We start from the raw sequence: 18,582 nt of genomic DNA on the forward strand, positions 1-18,582 counted from the left end.
CACACGGGGCGCGACCTTCCATTCGAGGGTCGCGCCCCGTTGTGCGTGCGCGGTAGAAGGGACAGCAATGGCACGCGTTCACATCGACCTGGAATTGCGCTGGGGCGACCAAGACGCTTACGGTCACGTCAACAATGTGGCGTTCGCACGCTTCCTGGAAGAGGCGCGCGTGCGCACGTTCTGGCTGGGCTCAGGCCGCGAACGCACGGGTATGGAGCGTCACTTCCGCGGCAATGATCCGAGCGGCCCCAAGATGCTCGTTGCGAGCCAACAGATCGAGTTCGCGCGGGTGCTGGAATACTCAGAACACCCGGTCGTCGTTGAACTCTGGATCGGGAAACTCGGTGGCTCGAGCCTTGAGGTGCACTACGAGATCATCGACGGTGCGGCCGCCGAGCGCACCGTAGTCGCTCGTGCCATCTCGCACATCGTTATCGTGGACGGCGTCACGCTGCGCCCGATCCGGCTCACCGGTGACGGCCGCACTTCGGTTGAGGCATGGACCGACGACCCGCTCGTGCTGCGGCGCGGTTGAGGCGGAACTCCGGCTAGCGCTGCTCGGGGAGCCGGATCATGCTCTCCTGCGTCACGCTCGCGACGTGATTGCCCGAGCGGTCGAAGAAGCGACCGTGCGCGAGTCCGCGACCGCCCTGCGCGGTGGGGGAGTCGAGTTCGTACAGGAGCCACTCGTCAACGCGGAACGGGCGATGGAACCACATCGCGTGATCGAGACTCGCCGCTCGCATTCCGGGTGTCGCCCAGGGAATGCCGTGCATCCTGGCAACGGGCTCGAGCAGCAGATAGTCGCTTCCGAAGGCAAGGGCTGCGGCGTGCAACAGCGGAGACGCGTCGAACGGCTCGCGGCTGCGCATCCACACGCGTTGGGTCGAGGTGCGCTCGGCAACCTCCAGCATTATGTCGGACTCGACGTAGCGAAAATCAAATGGGCGCTCCAGTACCCACGACGCCCGGCCGTGCCCGGATAGATGGCTGTATTTCTCCCAGATCGTGGGAAGCGAATCAGGATCGGCGACGTCGCTGAGATCGAGCTGCTCCTGGTGCTCGAGGCCCGGGTCGTCCGTCTGGAACGACGCAATCATCGACATCCGCGCTTCTCCATGCTGGTACGCCTGCACGCGACGCGTCGAAAACGAGCGGCCATCGCGCAGCCGGTCGACCTCAAACGTCATATGCGCATCGGCGTCACCCGGGCGCAGGAAGTAGCCGTGCATCGAGTGGATCTCGCGATCCTTCGGGACAGTACTCCCGGCGGCAGCGATGGCCTGGCCGAGCACCTGGCCTCCAAAAGAACGACCGTGCGGCGTCGGAAGCGGCGGGCCAGTGAGAATGTCCTCTCGCGTGCGCGCGCCAGAATCGATCACTGTCAGCATGTCGAGCAGGTGGGGCGACTCGGTCATGGATCCTCCGAAGTTGGCGTGGGGAACGATGCCGCAATTCTACGGCCGACCAGTTCGGGAGACGCGCCGCAGCCGCGCAGACCCCGTGCTCGGATCGCTTCGCCGCGGGCTAGACTCGGGCACCATGCCCGTGACGATTCAGCTTGCCGATGCCGCAACCCGTGATGATCTCCGCATCTTCTTGGAGCGGGCGGTGCGCGCCGGTCAGGCCGAGGTTCGTATGACGTCCCGGGACGCCACCCTTGCGGTGTACGGGTGCACGCAAGCGCCGCGCGGCATTACGGACACCGTTCCCGTCGTGCTCGTGATGCGAGGGTTCGAGCTTGCCGATGCGCCAGACGTTGCGGTCGACGCCACCGTGCCAGCGAGGTCATTGCTCGACCGCCTCGCGCGCCTGGGCCTCATCGGCCGGGACCTCGAGGTTCCCGAGTCGAGCGCGAGCACGGCCTGGGCAGGTGTGCTGCCGCCCATAGCTGGCTGGACGAGTGCCGGGGAAATCGATGCTGCGTCTCTCGCGGCAGTCGCGTCCGAGGGTATCGGCCGCGTGGCTGAACTGCTGCCTACTGACCCGGGCGAGGCCGTCGTGCACCGCGTACGCGCATCCGTCTGGGGGCTCGAGATCGCGCCCGGTATTCCCGCCGCTGCCGCGTTTGCCGCAGAAGCGATGGGGTTTCTGAACGGCGCTGACGTGGCGACGGTGTCCCGCTCACTCACCTGGACGCGATTGAGCACTGAGCGCGGACACGTTGTGGTGCGGTCGCTGCTCGGATAGCCCGTCGTTGCGGGTCGAATGCGTACGCGAATGCTGCAGGGCTCAGCGGGAATCAGGATCCTCGGCTAGGATAGGACGGTCAACTAGAGGAGTGTGTACATGGCCAACCCCAACGGCATCATCGACCCGCCAATCGACGATCTGCTCGAGAAGGTCGATTCGAAGTACGCTCTGGTGGTCTTCGCTTCGCAGCGCGCCCGTCAGATCAACGATTACTACACCGATCTGCACGACGGCAATCTCTTCGACAACGTCGGCCCGCTGGTCGATTCGTCCGTCGATGACAAGCCGCTGTCGATCGCGCTGCACGAGATCGTCGAGGGCAAGCTCACGATGACGCGTCGCGTCGAAGAACTTGGTGAGTCAGAAGAACTCGCTGAAGCGTAATCTTCAGCTGCATAACGCAGCAGTGTCGGTGGCGTCGGATACCCTCGAAGAGGGTCCGGCGCCACTGGTGTTTGTGGCCCAGCCTGTGGGTCCCCAGATCTGCTCACCGTGATCCAACCTCGCATTCGTTTTTATCCCTAGGAGTCCCGTGTCGTTGCGCCAGTTCACCTCAGAGTCCGTCACCGAGGGGCATCCAGACAAGATCTGCGATCGCATCTCAGACACGATTCTCGATGCGATGCTCGCTCAAGATACGGGCGCCCGGGTCGCTGTCGAGACGCTCGTCACGACGGGGCTCGTGCACGTCGCCGGCGAGGTCTCCACGAGCGGCTACGTCGAGATTCCGCAGCTCGTGCGCGATGCGGTGCGCGAGATTGGGTACACGAGCTCTGAGATGGGATTCGATGCTTCGTCGTGCGGAGTGTCGGTGTCGATTGGCCAGCAGTCACCGGACATTGCGGGCGGTGTCGATACTTCGCTCGAGGTGCGCAGCGGTGCAGACGCCGACGATGCGCTGAATCAGCAGGGCGCTGGTGACCAGGGCATCATGTTTGGCTTCGCGACCGACGAGACACCCGAACTGCACCCGCTGCCCAGCTGGATCGCGCATCGCCTCGCCGAGCGGCTCACCGAGGTGCGCAAGAGCGGGGAACTTCCCGAGTTGCGCCCCGACGGGAAGACGCAGGTCACCATCGGTTACGAGGGCAGTCGAGCGGTCAGCGTCGAAGCGGTTGTCGTCTCGACGCAGCATCACGTAGACATCACGCAGCCCGCGCTGCGCGATGCCGTCGAACAGCTCGTCATTCGCCCGGTACTCGAGCGAGTCGAACTCGCGAGTGTCGATACCGACCTATTCATCAACCCAGCCGGCCCGTTTGTTGTCGGTGGGCCCATGGGCGATGCGGGGCTGACCGGTCGCAAGATCATCATTGATACCTACGGCGGAGCGAGCCGACACGGCGGTGGCGCTTTCAGCGGCAAGGATCCGTCGAAGGTCGACCGCTCGGCGGCATACGCCATGCGCTGGGTTGCGAAGCACGTCGTGCGTGCCGGTCTCGCGTCGCGGGCTGAGCTACAGGTGGCGTATGCAATTGGCCGCGCGCACCCCGTCGGTCTCTACGTCGAGACATTTGGCACTGAAACCGTGCCGCTCGATCGCATCGAACGTGCCGTACGCGAGGTCTTCGATCTCCGCCCGCTCGCAATAATCCGCGACCTCGACCTGCTGCGCCCCATTTACGCCAAAACCAGCGCGTACGGCCACTTCGGGCGTGAGCTGCCCGAGTTCACGTGGGAGGCCACCCCCCGCGTTGCCGAATTGCGGGCTGCCGCCGGCCTGTAGGCCAGCGCAATGCCCGCCCTTTCAGCGTTCGCAACGGCGGAGGCCGCGAACGGCCGCCCGGTCGCCCAGATACTGCTCGATTCTGCTCTTCCGCAGCTCGATCACCTGTTTGACTACGCGATCCCGCCGGAGCTTGCCGACGACATTCGTGTCGGTCAGCGCGTACGCGTACCCTTCCGCTCCAAGGAGCGCAAGACCTTCGGCTACGTCATCGGATTTGCCGAGCGCAGCGACTTCGGCGGTGAATTGTCGCCCATAGCCGACATCGTCACACTCGTGCCGTTGCTCTCCATCGAGGTGTGGCAACTCGCCCGCGCGGTCGCCGATCGTGCCGGTGGTTCCGCTGGTGACATCCTGCGACTCGCGATCCCGACTCGTCAGGTCAGGGTCGAAAAGCAGCACCTTGCAGCGGCCGAACTGCGGGAGGCGTTGGAGCCAGTCGCGGAAGTCGCGGCGGCACCCGCAGACGTATTGGCCGACGACATTCCGGGCAACGATTCCGTGGCCGAGGCCGAGGGCGCCGAGGAGGGCATCGCTGAGCAACTCATTGCCGGATCGCGACTTGCACTGACGGCGTCGCACGGCCCCGACCGCCTGCACACGGGTGAGTGGGTTGGGGGTTGGGCAGCGCAGCTCGCTCAAATTGCGATAGCCGTGCACCAGCGCGGCCGCAGCGCGATTCTTATTGCACCCGACTATCGCGATCTCGATCAGCTACGCGACGCACTCGCAGCCCTGGGGCATGAAGACACCGTGCGCGTGGACTCGCGGCAGTCGAACGCTGAGCGATACGCCGGATTCTTGCGCGCGCGTGATCCTGAGCCGCGCATTATTCTCGGCAACCGTTCGGCGGTGTACGCCCCGGCGCACGCGCTCGGAGCGATTCTGATGTGGGATGACGGCGATCCGGTGCTCGCAGAGCCGCTCTCGCCCTACGTGCACGCCAGGGACGCGGCGCTCGTCCGCGCCGAGCAGGAATCGGCGGGCCTGTTCTTCGCTGCTCACGCCCGCAGCGCGGAGGTGCAGCGCCTCGTTGACCTCGGTTACGTGCACGCGCAGCGCAATCCGCCCCGGCGGGCGCGCATCGTGCACGCCGATGCCTCGCTCGCGCCCGACGCCTTTGCTGGCCGAGTGCCGGAGTTTGCCGCGCGCACCATCAGGGAAGGGCTGCGTACGGGGCCGGTGCTTGTGCAGGTGGCGACCCCCGGGTACGCGCCTGTCGCCGTCTGTGAGAGCTGTGGCGACCTCGCGCGCTGCGGTGTTTGTACCGGGCCAGTCGGATTCCGTGTGGTCGGGCGCGCGTCGTGCCGATGGTGCGGCGAATACGCGAGCGACTGGCATTGCCGCACGTGCGACGGGCGACGTCTCGTCGAACGTGGCATGGGGTCCGGCCGCACCGTCGAGCAGTTCGAGCGACAGTTCGAGGGTGCGCGCGTGTTGTTGAGTGACGGCGAACACCCGCGCGAACGCGTTGACGCCCGCCCCGCGATCGTGGTCGCGACTCGCGGAGCCGAACCACTTGCCGCCGGGGGGTACCGAGCAGTGGTGTTGCTCGACGCCGAACGGCTATTGAGTATCGAGACGCTCCGGGCCAGTGAAGACTGTCTGCGGTGGTGGGAGAACGCCGCCGCACTCACCGCGCCCGACGGTATCTGCCTGATGGCATCGGGCGGCGGGCCCGTTGTGCGGGCGTTCGTCACTGGACGGATCGATGAGTGGCTGCACGCGGAGCTGCGCGACCGGCAGGCCCTGCGATATCCGCCGGCGGTGCGAGTGGCGAGCGTGAGTGGCGGGCCCGACGAGGTCGAGCGTGCCCTCCATCAGCTTGACCAGATTCCCGGCGTCGACCACCTCGGCCCGACCGCGCTGCCCGCGGGTGGCGCCGCAAAAACACCGCCCGGGCTCGTCCGTGCGATCGTACGCTTTGATTACGGACACGGGGCGGAGGTCGCGAGCCGCCTGCGCGGAGCGCTCGTCGCGGACGCTGCTGGATCGGTCTCCCGCGCCCGCGGCCGCGCACCGGGACGGGCGCGGCCCGAAGCGCTGCGGCTTCGTTTCGACGACCGCGGTGTGTTCGACGGCTAACTCGCCACGCGCGAGATGGGAGAATGAACGGATGCGTATCGTCTTCGCCGGAACTCCCGAGTTTGCCGTGCCCAGCCTGACCGCGCTGGTGTCAGCGGGTCACGACGTTGTCGGCGTCATCACCAGAGCGGATGCGCCCCTCGGGCGTAAGCGCGTGCTGACGCCCTCACCTGTTGCGCAAGCGGCTAAGGAGATCGGCATTCCGGTGCTGAAAGCGAATCGGCTCGACGAGGCGGCAACCGAGTGGGTGCGTACCCTCGCGCCCGAACTGGGCGTCATCGTGGCCTACGGCGGGCTCGTGCGCGAGCCTCTGCTGAGCCTCCCGACCCACGGCTGGATCAACCTGCACTTTTCGGATCTCCCGCGGTGGCGCGGCGCTGCGCCGGTGCAGCGGGCGCTCGAAGCGGGGGAGCAGCGGCTCGGGGTCACGGTGTTCCGTCTGGTCGCGCCGCTCGACGCTGGTGACGTCATTACGCGCGACGCGCGCGAGTTCCCGGCGGGAACTACTGCGGGCGACGCGCTCACTGACCTTGCTACGTTCGGCACGGCAGCCCTCACAGCGGCTGTTGATGCGCTCGCTGCCGACCCCTCGGCCGGCACACCTCAGACGGGAGAGGCGAGCTACGCGCACAAACTCACACGCGAAGACGGACGCCTCGACCTCGCTCGCCCCGTCGACGAGGTGCTCGCGCACTGGGCCGGAATGACACCCGAACCTGGGGCGTACGCGCTGCACGACGGTGCGCCGCTCAAGCTGCACGAGTTGCGTAGCGTCGACGCCGAAAACGAGGGCTCGGGTGGTGTGCCAGAGCCGGGCACGGTGACACTCGTGAACGGTGCCGCGGTGCTCGCGCTGCGCGGCGGGGCGCTTGAACTCGTGCGGGTGCAACCGGCCGGGAAATCTGCGATGGACGGGGCTGCGTGGTTACGCGGTCGTGACGGAAAGGCGGTGCTCGCGTGAGCGAAGCACGAAACAGCGGGCGTGGGGAGCGGCGCGGAAGCGCGCCGCGACGCGGTGATTCTGGCCGCGACCGCGGCGGTCGCGGTGGGAACGACCGTGACGGGCGTGGCCGCGAAGCGCGCGGCGGCGCCATTTCGCCCGCGCGTCTGGTCGCCTACGACGTGCTGCGCGATGTCGAAGACCGCGACGCATACGCGAATCTCGCCCTCCCGTCTCGCATCCGCGAGGCGGGCCTCGCCACCCGTGATGCGGGGCTCGCAACCGAGCTCGCGGCCGGAGCGCTGCGCTGGCAGGGGCGGTACGACCGCATCATCGAACTCGCCTCCGAGCGTGAGATCGATCGCATCGACGGTCGCACGCGCAATGTGCTGCGACTGGGTGCACATCAGCTGCTCGGTATGCGCACCGCCGCGCACGCCGCCGTGAATGAGAGTGTAGAACTGCAGCGCAGGGTCGGTAACCGTGCAGCGGCCGGCTTTGTGAACGGTGTGCTCCGCACGATCGGGCGCACGCCGAACGAGGAGTGGGACGCGCGAATCGCGGAGAACGCGAAGAACGCCGATGACGCACTCGCCTCGCAGACCTCGCACCCGGCGTGGGTGATTCGCGCGCTGCGCGACGCGCTGCACGCTGAGGGACGCGACGCTGAGCTCAACGCACTGCTCGATGCCGACAACGTGGCGCCGCGCGTCAGCCTGGCGATCCTGCCGGGTGCCGGTGTGACCGCGGCCGACGTTGTCGATCGCGATGCGGACACGGGTATGACGCTCACCGGCCCGTCGCCGCTGGGCGTGGAAACCGGCGGCGGCGATCCCGCGCGCGCAATTGCGGCCGCGGGAGCGTGGCGCGGCTACGCTCGCGTGCAGGATCAGGGCTCGCAACTTGCAGCTCTCGCGCTTACCAGAGCCCGCCCGGTGCGTCCGGGCGAGCGGTGGCTTGACCTGTGCGCGGGCCCCGGTGGCAAGACCGCCGTGCTCGCCGCGGAGGCCATCGCTGGCGATGCGACGGTGCGCGCAAATGAGGTAGCTGAGCATCGCGCAGAGCTTGTGCGGCGCTCGGTCGAAGGACTGTCTGAAGTCGTCGATGTGGTGTCGTTCGATGGCCGCGACAGTGCGGCGTACGGCGGCGAACTGTTTGATCGCATTTTGGTTGACGCGCCGTGCTCGGGGCTCGGCGCGCTCAGGCGGCGACCTGAGGCGCGCTGGCGTAAACAGCCCTCAGACCTGCCCGATCTCACGCGATTGCAGGCGGAGCTGCTCGAATCAGCGGTGGCGCACGTCGCGCCGGGCGGAGTGGTCGCGTACATCACCTGCTCCCCGCACATCGCTGAAACCCGCGTGATTGTGGATCGGCTGCTGCGCGGCCACCCCGAACTCACTGAGATCGACGCGCGGGCTGTGGTGCAGGAGGTTGCACGCGGCGACGTCGATCTGCCGGGGAGCGCCCTGAGCGCGCAACTCTGGCCGCACCGGCATGGCACCGACGCCATGTTCATCTCATTGCTCGAGCGGACGTAACCGCGGTGCGCGCCGCCGTCAGGGCCTACCCTCTCGTGTTCGCCACACTCATCGTGGCGGCTGGCGGGCTGGTGCTGCTCGCGACTCCGGCGCGTGGTGTGGTGCCGTGGATCATCGGAGGATATGCCCTCGCGATCGCTGCGTGGGAGGCTGTTGGGATGGTTCGTCAGCTCCTCTCGGGGCGAGCTGGCCTCGACATTTTGGCGGTCACCGCGATCACCGCGGCGGCACTCGTGGGCGAGCACTGGGCCGCGCTGGTCGTGGTGCTGATGCTCACGGGCGGCGCCGCGCTCGAAGACTACGCCGAGAACCGCTCGAAGCGCGAGCTCACCGCGCTGCTGCGGAAGGCGCCGCAGCAGGCGACGCGCGTGCAAGATGAAGGCGGCTGCAGCGCCGGTTCGGCAACGGAGCTCGTGACTGAGGACGTGCCAGTCGAAGCCGTCAACGTCGGCGATTTGCTTCTCGTACGACCGGGTGCCGTGGTGCCCGTTGACTCGGTGCTGGTATCAACGTACGCCGTGTTCGACGAGTCGTCGCTCACCGGGGAGAGTCTCCCCGTCGAGCGCGCTGCAGGCGAGAAGGTCGCGAGTGGGGCGGTCAATGGCGCGACAGCGGTCACGATGCGGGCGAGTGCGCTTGCCTCTGCGAGCGAGTACCAGCAAATCGTGCGACTGGTTGAGCAAGCTGCTGGCAGCAAAGCGAAAGTGGTGCGGCTCGCCGACCGGTACGCGGTGCCCTTCACGGTGCTGTCCCTCGTCATTGCGGGACTGGCGTGGGCGATCAGCGGTGAAGCCGTCAGGTTCGCTGAGGTACTGGTGGTGGCAACGCCCTGCCCACTGCTGATCGCCGCGCCGGTCGCGTTTCTCGGTGGGATGAGCCGCGCCGCGCGATTCGGTCTCATCGTGAAGGGTGGCGGCACGCTTGAGCAGCTCTCGCGTGCCCGCTCAGCCGCGTTCGATAAAACGGGCACGATCACTTCTGGGCGGCCTGTGCTCGAACGCGTCGTGCCGCAGTCCGGGTTTGACGATGACACCGTGCTGCGTCTCGCCGCGTCGGCCGAGGTGTTTTCGTCGCACGTGCTGGCCGAATCGGTGGTTGCGTCTGCGAAACGACAGGGACTGACGCTGCTCGATGCTGCCGCGGCTGAGGAGGTCGCCACCAACGGTGTCGCCGCAACGCTGGTGGTACCGGGTCAGCAGGCACAGATCACAGCTCGGGTCGGCAAACCGGCTTGGCTGCGCGAGTTCGCACCCGACCTCACACCGGTGACGCTGGAACCGGGCGAGCTCGCGATTTACGTCGCCTCAGACGACCGCTTTGCCGGCGCGATCGTGATGCGCGACCAGGTGCGCGAGGAAGCCGCCGGAGCACTGCGCGAGCTCGCCCAGCTCGGCGTCACACGCACGCTCATGGTGACGGGCGATGTTGCAGCCACCGCAGCTCCGATTGCGGCAGGGCTCGGCATCAGCGAGGTCCACGCCGAGTGTCGCCCAGCAGACAAGGTGCGCATCATCAGTGATGTACAGCCCCGCCCGCTGATCATGGTCGGCGACGGTCTGAACGACGCGCCGGTGCTGGCGGCAGCCGATATCGGCTTCGCGATGGGCGCGCGTGGTGCGACCGCTGCGAGCGAATCCGCTGACATCGTGAATCGCTTCGACACGCTCCTATCGCTGCCGCGCGCGGTGCGCATTGGCAAAGACACGGTGCGCATTGCGCTGCAGAGTATTTGGCTCGGTATCATCATCAGCGTCGCGCTCATGCTCGTCGCCGCCTTCGGATTTCTGCCGGCGCTGATTGGTGCCTGGTTGCAGGAGGTCGTGGACCTTGTGGCGATTCTGGGCGCTCTGCGGGCGGTGGGCCCGCGAGCAGAGCGCTCCGCGCGCGCCGCGCGGGGCGAGCGGGGCGATCTCGCGTTCCAGAGCTAGTGCATGTCGATGGACGCGCTTACCCTGAGACCATGACTTCTTCCGTATTGACGTCTCCGCCCGGAGGCATGCGCACGTTTATCCACGTGCTCGTCAATACGGCGGTCGCCAACCTGACTACGAATTTTCTCTGGTTCGCTGTGGTGTTCTGGGTGTATCTCGAGACGCGAAGCATATTGGCGACCGGAGTGCTCGGCGGCGTGTACATGATCTTGATCGCCGCGTGCTCGATGTGGTTCGGGTCGCTCGTAGATCGGCTCCGCAAACAGCGGGTGATGCTGATCTCGGCGTCGCTCTCACTCATCGCATTCGTCACCGGCTGCGTGATATTTTTTGTCGTGCCGAGCGGCGAATTACTTCGGCTCGACCGACCGTGGTTCTGGCTGTTCACGCTTGTCGTATTGGCCGGGTGTGTCGTTGAAGTGCTGCGCAATCTCGCTCTCGCCACGACGGTGACGTTGCTCGTGCCCGTTGAACGTCACGCGAACGCGAACGGACTCGTGGGCACAGTGCAGGGCCTCGCGTTCATCGCAACGAGCGTGTTCAGCGGGCTCTCGGTGGGGTTTCTCGGCATGGGAGGCACCATCATCATCGCCACCGTGGTCGTGGGCCTGCCGATCTTTCACTTACTGAGTCTGCGTATTCCCGAACCCGAGATCGTGCACGACCCGAACCGTAGCGCAGTCGACTTTCGGGGCGGAATGGCGGCGCTTGTCGCGGTGCCCGGGCTCGTCGCTCTCGTCATTTTTTCGACGCTCAACAATCTCTCCGGCGGCGTCTTCATGGCGCTGCTCGACCCCTACGGTCTTGAATTGTTCCCTGTAGAGGTTTGGGGCATCGTCTTCGGAGTCGCGTCGACCGGTTTCATCGTCGGCGGCGTTGTGGTTGCGAAATGGGGACTTGGTAAGAATCCCGTGCGGACGATGTTGGTGCTCGCCGGGCTGCTCGGGGTACTCGGCATGGTCTTCACGGTGCGCGATTGGCCGTGGTTGTTCATCACCGGAATCTGGTTGTTCATGGCAATCATGCCCGCGGTCGAGGCCGCAGAGCAGACGGTCATTCAGCGCGTCGTGCCGTTTGATAAGCAGGGTCGGGTGTTCGGGCTCGCGATGACGTTTGAAGCTGCTGCGGCACCGATTACGTCGCTCTTGATCGCCCCCATCGCGGAATTTTGGATCGTGCCGTACATGCGCACCTCGGCGGGTACCGCGCGCTGGGGGTGGTTGCTCGGTGAGGGTGAGAGCCGCGGAATCGCCTTGATCTTCGTCTGGGCTGGCGCAGCGCTGGTGCTCATCGCGGCTGGCGCCTTTCTCACGAAGTCGTATCGGTCGCTCTCGCGGAGTTACGCTGGTGCCGACTCCCGCGAAGCACCGGCTACTTCCAGTCCACCCGCAACTCCTCAGCACTGAAGTCGACCTCGGGTCGCAGCGAGGAGGGTCCGCTGCTCGTCAGCTCCGACCGTCGCTTCTCCCCGTTGAGCTCGACGTCGAGCTCAACGTCTGCGTAGAAGAAGTTGAAGGCTGTCATGCGGGAGGGCGGATCGTACGTCGTCGTCGGATTGAGCGAGCCGAGGTCCGTGCGGCTATCGGACCGAAGCGTGCGCTTAACGGTGCCGTCGATGCTCTGAGAGCCGTCGGAAAACTCAGCGGGGAGATCCATGCCGCACGGCGTGCTGAGCGACGTCATCGCGAGGCACGAGTCAAGCGACTCGCTCACGAGACGCCGAAACTCCGTGACACCGGCCTCGCTGAGCTGCGGTTCGCCCCCGGCCAACTCGGTAATAGTCGCATCGTCACCAAAGTTGAGTAGGCCATCGGTTCCCGGCGCGAGCATCCACTTGGAGTCCACGGTGACCGGGTAGGCGATAGGGAAGGCATCGGTCGACGAATCCACCGTAGCCCCGGCGATTCGGAGACCCGCGCCTTCGTAGCCGTCGGGGTACACGCTCACCGCTGTGTTGCCGAGCGCCCACTCGTCGGAGTAGTCCCAGAGATAGTAGTCATGGGTCACTGTCTCGTCGCCGACATCGTAAGTCGCAGTCACGATCACATCGCCAAAGTCCTCAGAAGGACGACCCTCGTCGGTCGAAATATGAGTGATGGGGGCTGCCTCGATCGCTCTGGTGACAGCTTCATCCGTCATCAGGGGGCTGGCGTCGCTGATGTTGCCCAGTTTCCTTGCTGTGTCACCCTCGCCCTCCGAAAGTGCGTACAGAAACGACTCGACGACCTCACTCGCGGTGGTCTCCTTCGTCGACAGGTCGAGATCGCCTGAGGTCGATTCACTGAAATCATCCGAGGTCGTGAAATCGGGGTCTGGGGCGGTCGAAGCGTCGTCCGCGCTGAGAAAACTGAACCCCACGATCCCGATGATGACGGCGACCACGGCGAATCCGACCCAGCCGAGCGCGCCTGAGCGCGACTTTTCGCCCGTCTGTACATCTGGCTTCGGCGTCGGGCGCGGCACGGTTGGCCGCGGCGCGGGCGCGGGAAGGGGCGCGGGCGTCAGTGGCGGTGCCATCGAAGCAGTTGGAGCAGAGAAGTCGGGCTCCACTGACTCGGGCGGTGCCGTGACCGCCGGCTGAAGGTCGCCAGCGGGCGGCGGCGTCGCGGCGAGTGGGGGCGCTGTCAGCTCGGGCGGCGGTGGAGTCGTGGTCTCCGGAGTTGCCGCGGGGGCGAGCTCGTCGAGCAAACCAGGCAGCGCGGTGAATCCCTCGGGCAAACGCAGCTCGGGCGGGCGCAATCCCGGCGCCGGCGTGAGCCCCGCCGACGGCGCGAGGCCGCGAGGCGGCTCTGAGGTCGGCTGCGGCTCTGCAGCTTCCGGCTCGTTCATGACTCCCAGCCTAGGCGTTCTGCCGGAGGTCGTAGGCTGTTCTCCGTGACCGCGCAGCGCATCAACCCCAGCATCCTGTCCGCCGACTTCGTCAATCTGCAGTCTGAACTTGAGGCGATTCGTTCTGCCGACCTCGTGCACGTTGACGTGATGGATAACCACTTCGTGCCGAACCTCACGATGGGCCCTCCCATCGTGAAGCGCATTCAGGCCGTATCGCCGGTGCCGCTCGACGTGCACCTCATGATCTCCGACGCGGACCGTTGGGCGCCCGGATACGCCGAACTCGGCGCCTACTCGGTGACGTTTCACGCGGAGGCGGCGGCTGATCCGGTGGCGCTCGCACGCCGCCTCCGCGACATCGGCGCCCGCGCAGGGATCGCGCTCAAGCCGGGCACCGATCCGGAGCCGTATCTCGAGCTGCTCCCCGAGTTCGATCAGGTGCTGGTGATGACCGTTGAGCCCGGCTTCGGCGGCCAGACGTTCATGCACGACACGATGCCGAAGCTGCGCCGTTTCGCTGACGCAAAGGCGCGGCTCGGCCTGGACCTCTGGCTGCAGGTCGACGGCGGCATCACGGTCGACACGATCGGGATCGCGGCCGCGGCAGGCGCCGACACGTTTGTCGCCGGGTCTGCGGTGTACGGCGGCGTGCCCGAACAGCGCATCGCCGAGCTGCGCACCGCGGCGTCCGCCCACGCACACTGACCGCTTCACAGGCCTCGCGATCCGGCGCCTGATCGAATCATCCCAGAGACCCGGTAGGCTGTTCACGTGAAATCGTTCGAGGCACTGTTCGCCGAGCTCAGCGACAAGGCGGCAACGCGCCCCGAGGGCAGCGACACGGTCGCGCGCCTCGACGCCGGAGTACACACGATCGGTAAGAAGATCGTCGAAGAGGCCGCCGAGGTATGGATGGCCGCGGAATACGAGACCGATGACGCCTGTGCTGAAGAGATCAGCCAGCTGCTGTACCACCTGCAGGTGCTCATGCTCGCGAAGGGCATGACCCTCGAAGACGTCTACGCGCATCTCTAGCATCGGCGCGCCGCATGCTCTGCGCGCCGGTGCTCGCCGCTGATCTCACTCACTGGCCGGCTGCCCGGCCGCACGGAAGGATTTCCACATCATGCTTCGCATCGCCGTTCCCAATAAGGGCTCGCTCTCAGAGACCGCAGCCGAAATGCTTGCGGAGGCAGGCTACTCGGGCCGCAAAGACAGCCGCAAACTCGTGCACACGGATGCGCGCAATGAGGTCGAGTTCTTCTACCTGCGGCCGAAAGACATCGCGACGTATGTCGGCTCGGGCGCGCTAGACGTTGGAATCACCGGCCGTGACCTACTGCTCGATTCCGGATCAGCGGCGGCTGAGATCGCAGCCCTCGATTTCGGCGACTCAACGTTCCGCTTCGCGGCCCCGTCCGGCAGCGAGATTTCTGACATTGCCGACCTCGCGGGTAAGCGCGTCGCCACGAGCTACCCGAAGCTGGTCGATGACTTTCTGCGTGCCCGCGGCGTCGAGGCCGAGCACGTGAAGCTCGACGGTGCGGTCGAGTCCGCCGTGCAGCTCGGCGTCGCCGACGCGGTGGCCGACGTGGTGTCGACCGGTGCGACCCTGCGCGCCGCAGGCCTCGAGATTTTCGGCCCGGTCATCTTGGAGTCGACGGCAGTGCTCATCGGTGGCCCGAGCGCGCATCCCGACATCGAACGCTTGATGAGGCGCCTGCAGGGGGTGCTCGTCGCTCGCAAGTACGTGCTCATGGATTACGACCTGCCGGTCGAGCAGCTTGAAGAGGCCTCCCGTATCGCCGGCGGCATGGAATCTCCGACCGTGTCACCGCTGCACGACGAGCGCTGGGTGGCAGTGCGCGTCATGGTGCCGTCTGAGAACGCAAACCAGATCATGGATCGTCTCTACGATCTTGGTGCCCGCGCCATTCTGGTGACCGCAATTCACGCTGCACGTCTCTAGGGGGCCTCGTCATGTCGATTGCCACTCGGGTCATTCCCTGCCTCGACGTTGCGGGCGGCCGCGTCGTCAAAGGCGTCAACTTTCTCAACCTCCGAGATGCTGGTGACCCCGTCGAACTCGCGGCGCGCTACGCGGCGCAGGGGGCAGACGAGCTCACCTTTCTCGATGTCACCGCGACAGTCGATGATCGATCCACGACGTACGACGTCGTGCAGCGCACCGCTGAGCAGGTCTTCATTCCGCTGACCGTCGGGGGCGGCGTGCGCAGCTCGGAGGACGTCGCGCGATTGCTCGGCGTCGGCGCCGACAAGGTCGGCATCAATAGCGGCGCGATCGCGCGGCCCGAGGTCATTGGCGAGATCGCCGACCGCTTCGGCGCGCAGGTGCTCGTGCTTTCGCTGGACGTGAAGCGCAGTTCGCGGATGCCCTCTGGGTTCGTCGTTACGACGCACGGTGGCAAACGAGAAACCGACCTTGACGCGCTGGTCTGGTGCCGCGAAGCGATCGAGCGCGGAGCGGGTGAGCTGCTGGTGAATTCAATGGACGCTGACGGCACGCTCGCCGGGTTCGACCTCGAACTCACCGGGCTCGTGCGCGGCATTTCAGAGGTGCCGGTGATCGCGTCCGGTGGCGCCGGAGCACTCGAGCACTTCGCACCGGCGGTCGATGCCGGTGCCGACGCGGTGCTTGCGGCGTCGGTGTTCCATGACGGGACCTTTACGATCGGTCAGGTCAAAGAGGCACTCGCCGCGACCGGGCACACGGTTCGCACGGCAGTTGCGAGAATCGCGGGGGATGAAATATGAGCGGGATCGACCCGGTGCCGGGTGACTTGGTCTTCAACGGTGATGGGCTGTTGCCCGCCATCATTCAAGACGACGCCTCGGGCGACGTGCTCATGCTTGCGTGGATGGATCACGAGGCCGTGCGCCGTACGCTGACGACCGGCCGCGTCACCTTCTGGTCGCGCTCTCGGGGTGAGTACTGGCGTAAGGGTGATACTTCTGGCCACCGCCAGTACGTGCGGAGCGTCGCAATGGATTGCGACGGGGACACGCTGCTCGTGCGCGTGGAGCAGCTCGGCGCCGCCTGTCACACCGGAACCCGCACATGCTTTACAGGCCGCGAAGTTGCCGCCCTGGTGGGCGACGCTGCCTCAGACGCGTAACGATAGGCTGATCCGGTGAGCTTGACCACCACGCGCGCCGCGTTTGACGCCGCGCGCGACTCCCACGCTGTCATTCCCGTGTGCCGCGAGGTGTTTGCTGACGCAGACACTCCGGTGGGTATCTATCGCAAGGTTGCTGGCTCGCGCCCCGGCACGTTCTTGCTTGAGTCTGCGGAGCAGGGTGGCGTCTGGACCCGTTTCAGCTTCGTGGGCGCCGGCAGCTTCGGCGTGCTCGGTGAGCGCGGCGGCCGCGCCCACTGGTCGCCCGACGCCGAATTCGACGTCACCGCCGAGCGATTGCTGCCGGGCGGTGTTGATGCACTTGCCCCGGTCGAAGCGCTCAGGGCCGTCTACGAACGCTGGCGGTCACCGCAGGTCGACGGACTGCCGCCGCTTGCCAGTGGATTCGTCGGGTATCTCGGGTGGGAGACGGTTCGCCAGTTTGAGAAGCTCGACAACGGCCCGGTAGATGGCCCCGGCCTGCCGACACAGGGGTTGAGTTTCGTTTCCGAGCTCGTGGTCATCGACCACCGCGAAGGAAGCGTGGTGCTGCTGGCAAACGTGTTGAACGATGCTGCTCTCGGCGATCCGGCACTGCATACCGTGACCGCGGATGCGCAGTGGGCCGATGCGCAGGCGCGACTTGACGCGCTGCAGGCCGCACTCGCCGCACCCGAGCGGTCACCGCTCAACACGGTTGACCGCTCGGCGACGGCGTCGCCCACCCGGCTCACAAGCACGCCCGAGTACGTGGCGGCCGTCGAGACTGCGCAGCGCTACATCGTTGACGGCGATATCTTCCAGGTGGTGCCCTCGCAGCGGTTCGACCAGAAGTGCGTCGCGGCGCCGCTCGATGTCTACCGGGTGCTGCGGCACCTGAATCCCAGCCCGTATCTGTACCTGCTGCAACTCGAAGATGCCGCTGGCGAGCCGTTCGCGGTCGTGGGTTCGAGCCCGGAGGCGCTCGTCACGGTACAAGAGAGCGGCCACGTCATGATGCACCCGATCGCTGGATCGCGCCCGCGCGGGGCGACCATCGAGGGCGACCAGCAGCACGAGCGCGATTTGCTCGCTGACGATAAGGAACGCGCCGAGCACCTCATGCTCGTGGACCTTGCGCGAAATGACCTGCTGCGCGTGTGCGAGCCTGGCAGCGTCGAGGTGACAGAGTTCATGCGCATCGAGCGATTCAGCCACATCATGCACATCGTGTCGAGTGTGGAGGGGCGGGCCGCCGCTGGCAATAATCCAATCGACGTATTCCGGGCGACATTCCCGGCAGGCACACTCTCGGGTGCCCCGAAGCCTCGAGCACTGCAGATCATCGACGAACTCGAACCCGTGCAGCGCGGTGTCTACGGGGGAGTCGTCGGGTACTTTGGCCTCGGAGGGGCCGCTGATCTCGCCATCGCGATCCGTACGGCGACGATTAAGAACGGTGTCGCGATGGTCCAGGCGGGCGCTGGCGTCGTTGCAGACTCGGTGCCAGCGACCGAAGACGCCGAGTGCGGCAGCAAGGCCGCGGCGCCGCTTCGCGCCATCGCAATCGCGAACACTCTGCACGAACTCGGGGAGGCGTTCGATGCGTCCTAAACTGCTCACCATCACAGGCGTTGCGCTCACCGGAGTGCTCGGCATGCTTGCCGGATCACAGACCTGGATCTCCTTCATGGTCGACGGTACGCACAGCCTCGAAGTAGTCGCCGGGAGTGACGTAAACGCCGCGGTGTCACCGATCTCGATCGCGATTGTCGCCGCGGCCCTCGCGCTTACGATCGCGGGACCCATCTTTCGCCGGGTTCTGGGCGGCCTGGTCGCATTGCTCGGCGCGGGACTCGCGGCGCTGACCATCAGCGTGCTTGCGGCGCCGCTGACGGCAATCACCGGAACGATCACGTCGCTTACGGGGATCTCGGGGTCCGCTACCACGTCCCTCGTGGTCTGGAGTCAGGTGTCGGCGTGGGTGTGGGTGTGCGTCGTCGCTGGTGTGCTTGCGGCGCTGCTCGGCCTGCTCGTAATCGTGCGTGGCGGTCGCTGGGTCTCGGGTGGTCGCAAATACGACGCCTCGGCGCGCGCGAACACCGCGTCCTCTGGTAAACCCGATCGCATCTCTGATTGGGACGCACTCACCGGCGGCGACGATCCCAGCGCGGGCGAGCCGCCTGAACCCAACTCGGATATCCGCTAGTCTGGTGCCGAC

Annotated in this window: 18 protein-coding genes; 16 read left to right on the forward strand and 2 right to left on the reverse strand. The window is 66.3% G+C overall.

Features of this window, described 5'->3' with window-relative positions; all coding sequences use genetic code 11:
- Positions 1 to 67 precede the first annotated feature (67 nt).
- Positions 68 to 535: an acyl-CoA thioesterase gene (locus ACFWHR_RS10735; protein ID WP_382448300.1), complete on the forward strand. Its 468-nt coding sequence runs from the start codon at positions 68 to 70 to the stop codon at positions 533 to 535.
- Between the two features lie 13 nt (positions 536 to 548).
- Here ACFWHR_RS10735 and ACFWHR_RS10740 read toward each other — a convergent pair whose 3' ends face one another.
- Positions 549 to 1,418 carry an acyl-CoA thioesterase gene (locus tag ACFWHR_RS10740; RefSeq protein WP_382448301.1) on the reverse strand — a complete coding sequence of 290 codons (870 nt, stop codon included), beginning with the start codon at positions 1,416 to 1,418 and terminating at the stop codon, positions 549 to 551.
- Between the two features lie 124 nt (positions 1,419 to 1,542).
- Between ACFWHR_RS10740 and ACFWHR_RS10745 the strand changes: the two genes are divergently transcribed.
- The 8 genes from ACFWHR_RS10745 (at position 1,543) to ACFWHR_RS10780 (ending at position 11,819) form a co-directional block, all read left to right on the forward strand.
- Positions 1,543 to 2,190: a hypothetical protein gene (locus ACFWHR_RS10745; RefSeq protein ID WP_382448302.1), complete on the forward strand. Its 648-nt coding sequence runs from the start codon at positions 1,543 to 1,545 to the stop codon at positions 2,188 to 2,190.
- Positions 2,191 to 2,289: 99 nt separating this feature from the next.
- Positions 2,290 to 2,577 (forward strand): DNA-directed RNA polymerase subunit omega, encoded by a 288-nt coding sequence (rpoZ, locus tag ACFWHR_RS10750; RefSeq protein ID WP_382448303.1) that lies wholly within the window; start codon positions 2,290 to 2,292, stop codon positions 2,575 to 2,577.
- 148 nt (positions 2,578 to 2,725) lie between these two features.
- Positions 2,726 to 3,919 (forward strand): methionine adenosyltransferase, encoded by a 1,194-nt coding sequence (gene metK, locus ACFWHR_RS10755; RefSeq protein ID WP_382448304.1) that lies wholly within the window; start codon positions 2,726 to 2,728, stop codon positions 3,917 to 3,919.
- A 9-nt stretch (positions 3,920 to 3,928) separates the two neighbouring features.
- Complete coding sequence (locus tag ACFWHR_RS10760; RefSeq protein WP_382448305.1) at positions 3,929 to 6,004, forward strand: hypothetical protein; 2,076 nt, start codon at positions 3,929 to 3,931, stop codon at positions 6,002 to 6,004.
- Between the two features lie 31 nt (positions 6,005 to 6,035).
- The gene (locus tag ACFWHR_RS10765; RefSeq protein ID WP_382448306.1) at positions 6,036 to 6,965 is read left to right on the forward strand and encodes a methionyl-tRNA formyltransferase; all 930 of its coding nucleotides are present in this window, start codon (positions 6,036 to 6,038) and stop codon (positions 6,963 to 6,965) included.
- Complete coding sequence (locus tag ACFWHR_RS10770) at positions 6,962 to 8,482, forward strand: RsmB/NOP family class I SAM-dependent RNA methyltransferase (RefSeq protein WP_382448307.1); 1,521 nt, start codon at positions 6,962 to 6,964, stop codon at positions 8,480 to 8,482. Before ACFWHR_RS10765 ends, ACFWHR_RS10770 begins: the two co-directional genes overlap by 4 nt.
- Before the next feature lie 35 nt (positions 8,483 to 8,517).
- Complete coding sequence (locus tag ACFWHR_RS10775) at positions 8,518 to 10,410, forward strand: heavy metal translocating P-type ATPase (RefSeq protein ID WP_382448308.1); 1,893 nt, start codon at positions 8,518 to 8,520, stop codon at positions 10,408 to 10,410.
- A gap of 32 nt (positions 10,411 to 10,442) precedes the next feature.
- Positions 10,443 to 11,819 carry an MFS transporter gene (locus tag ACFWHR_RS10780; RefSeq protein ID WP_382448309.1) on the forward strand — a complete coding sequence of 459 codons (1,377 nt, stop codon included), beginning with the start codon at positions 10,443 to 10,445 and terminating at the stop codon, positions 11,817 to 11,819.
- Here ACFWHR_RS10780 and ACFWHR_RS10785 read toward each other — a convergent pair.
- A complete protein-coding gene (locus ACFWHR_RS10785; RefSeq protein WP_382448310.1) occupies positions 11,785 to 13,242 on the reverse strand; it encodes a hypothetical protein in 1,458 nt (485 codons plus the stop codon). The two genes, ACFWHR_RS10780 and ACFWHR_RS10785, sit on opposite strands and share 35 nt — an antisense overlap.
- Positions 13,243 to 13,287: 45 nt before the next feature.
- Here ACFWHR_RS10785 and rpe point away from each other — a divergent pair, with 45 nt between their 5' ends.
- The 7 genes from rpe (at position 13,288) to ACFWHR_RS10820 (ending at position 18,570) form a co-directional block, all read left to right on the forward strand.
- Positions 13,288 to 13,950: a ribulose-phosphate 3-epimerase gene (gene rpe / locus ACFWHR_RS10790; protein WP_382448311.1), complete on the forward strand. Its 663-nt coding sequence runs from the start codon at positions 13,288 to 13,290 to the stop codon at positions 13,948 to 13,950.
- 66 nt (positions 13,951 to 14,016) lie between these two features.
- Positions 14,017 to 14,280: a phosphoribosyl-ATP diphosphatase gene (locus ACFWHR_RS10795; protein ID WP_382448312.1), complete on the forward strand. Its 264-nt coding sequence runs from the start codon at positions 14,017 to 14,019 to the stop codon at positions 14,278 to 14,280.
- Positions 14,281 to 14,371: 91 nt separating this feature from the next.
- Complete coding sequence (gene hisG, locus ACFWHR_RS10800; RefSeq protein ID WP_382448313.1) at positions 14,372 to 15,214, forward strand: ATP phosphoribosyltransferase; 843 nt, start codon at positions 14,372 to 14,374, stop codon at positions 15,212 to 15,214.
- 11 nt (positions 15,215 to 15,225) lie between these two features.
- Positions 15,226 to 16,020 (forward strand): imidazole glycerol phosphate synthase subunit HisF, encoded by a 795-nt coding sequence (hisF, locus tag ACFWHR_RS10805; protein WP_382448314.1) that lies wholly within the window; start codon positions 15,226 to 15,228, stop codon positions 16,018 to 16,020.
- Entirely contained in the window at positions 16,017 to 16,382 is a 366-nt protein-coding gene (hisI, locus tag ACFWHR_RS10810; RefSeq protein ID WP_382448315.1) for a phosphoribosyl-AMP cyclohydrolase, read from the forward strand. The genes hisF and hisI overlap by 4 nt, the downstream gene beginning before the upstream one ends.
- 15 nt (positions 16,383 to 16,397) lie before the next feature.
- Positions 16,398 to 17,975, forward strand: coding sequence for an anthranilate synthase component I (locus tag ACFWHR_RS10815; protein WP_382448316.1), 1,578 nt, complete (start codon positions 16,398 to 16,400; stop codon positions 17,973 to 17,975).
- Positions 17,965 to 18,570 carry a Trp biosynthesis-associated membrane protein gene (locus tag ACFWHR_RS10820; RefSeq protein WP_382448317.1) on the forward strand — a complete coding sequence of 202 codons (606 nt, stop codon included), beginning with the start codon at positions 17,965 to 17,967 and terminating at the stop codon, positions 18,568 to 18,570. Before ACFWHR_RS10815 ends, ACFWHR_RS10820 begins: the two co-directional genes overlap by 11 nt.
- Positions 18,571 to 18,582 lie beyond the last annotated feature (12 nt).

The organism is Leucobacter sp. NPDC058333 (assembly GCF_042726155.1).
Lineage (GTDB): Bacteria > Actinomycetota > Actinomycetes > Actinomycetales > Microbacteriaceae > Leucobacter.

Coding starts and splice junctions, on each gene's coding strand:
- ACFWHR_RS10735 (WP_382448300.1), top strand. CDS start 68: ATGGCACGCGTTCACATCGACCTGGAATTGCGCTGGGGCGACCAAGAC.
- ACFWHR_RS10740 (WP_382448301.1), bottom strand. CDS start 1,418: ATGACCGAGTCGCCCCACCTGCTCGACATGCTGACAGTGATCGATTCT.
- ACFWHR_RS10745 (WP_382448302.1), top strand. CDS start 1,543: ATGCCCGTGACGATTCAGCTTGCCGATGCCGCAACCCGTGATGATCTC.
- rpoZ (WP_382448303.1), top strand. CDS start 2,290: ATGGCCAACCCCAACGGCATCATCGACCCGCCAATCGACGATCTGCTC.
- ACFWHR_RS10760 (WP_382448305.1), top strand. CDS start 3,929: ATGCCCGCCCTTTCAGCGTTCGCAACGGCGGAGGCCGCGAACGGCCGC.
- ACFWHR_RS10765 (WP_382448306.1), top strand. CDS start 6,036: ATGCGTATCGTCTTCGCCGGAACTCCCGAGTTTGCCGTGCCCAGCCTG.
- ACFWHR_RS10780 (WP_382448309.1), top strand. CDS start 10,443: ATGACTTCTTCCGTATTGACGTCTCCGCCCGGAGGCATGCGCACGTTT.
- ACFWHR_RS10785 (WP_382448310.1), bottom strand. CDS start 13,242: ATGAACGAGCCGGAAGCTGCAGAGCCGCAGCCGACCTCAGAGCCGCCT.
- hisG (WP_382448313.1), top strand. CDS start 14,372: ATGCTTCGCATCGCCGTTCCCAATAAGGGCTCGCTCTCAGAGACCGCA.
- hisF (WP_382448314.1), top strand. CDS start 15,226: ATGTCGATTGCCACTCGGGTCATTCCCTGCCTCGACGTTGCGGGCGGC.
- hisI (WP_382448315.1), top strand. CDS start 16,017: ATGAGCGGGATCGACCCGGTGCCGGGTGACTTGGTCTTCAACGGTGAT.
- ACFWHR_RS10820 (WP_382448317.1), top strand. CDS start 17,965: ATGCGTCCTAAACTGCTCACCATCACAGGCGTTGCGCTCACCGGAGTG.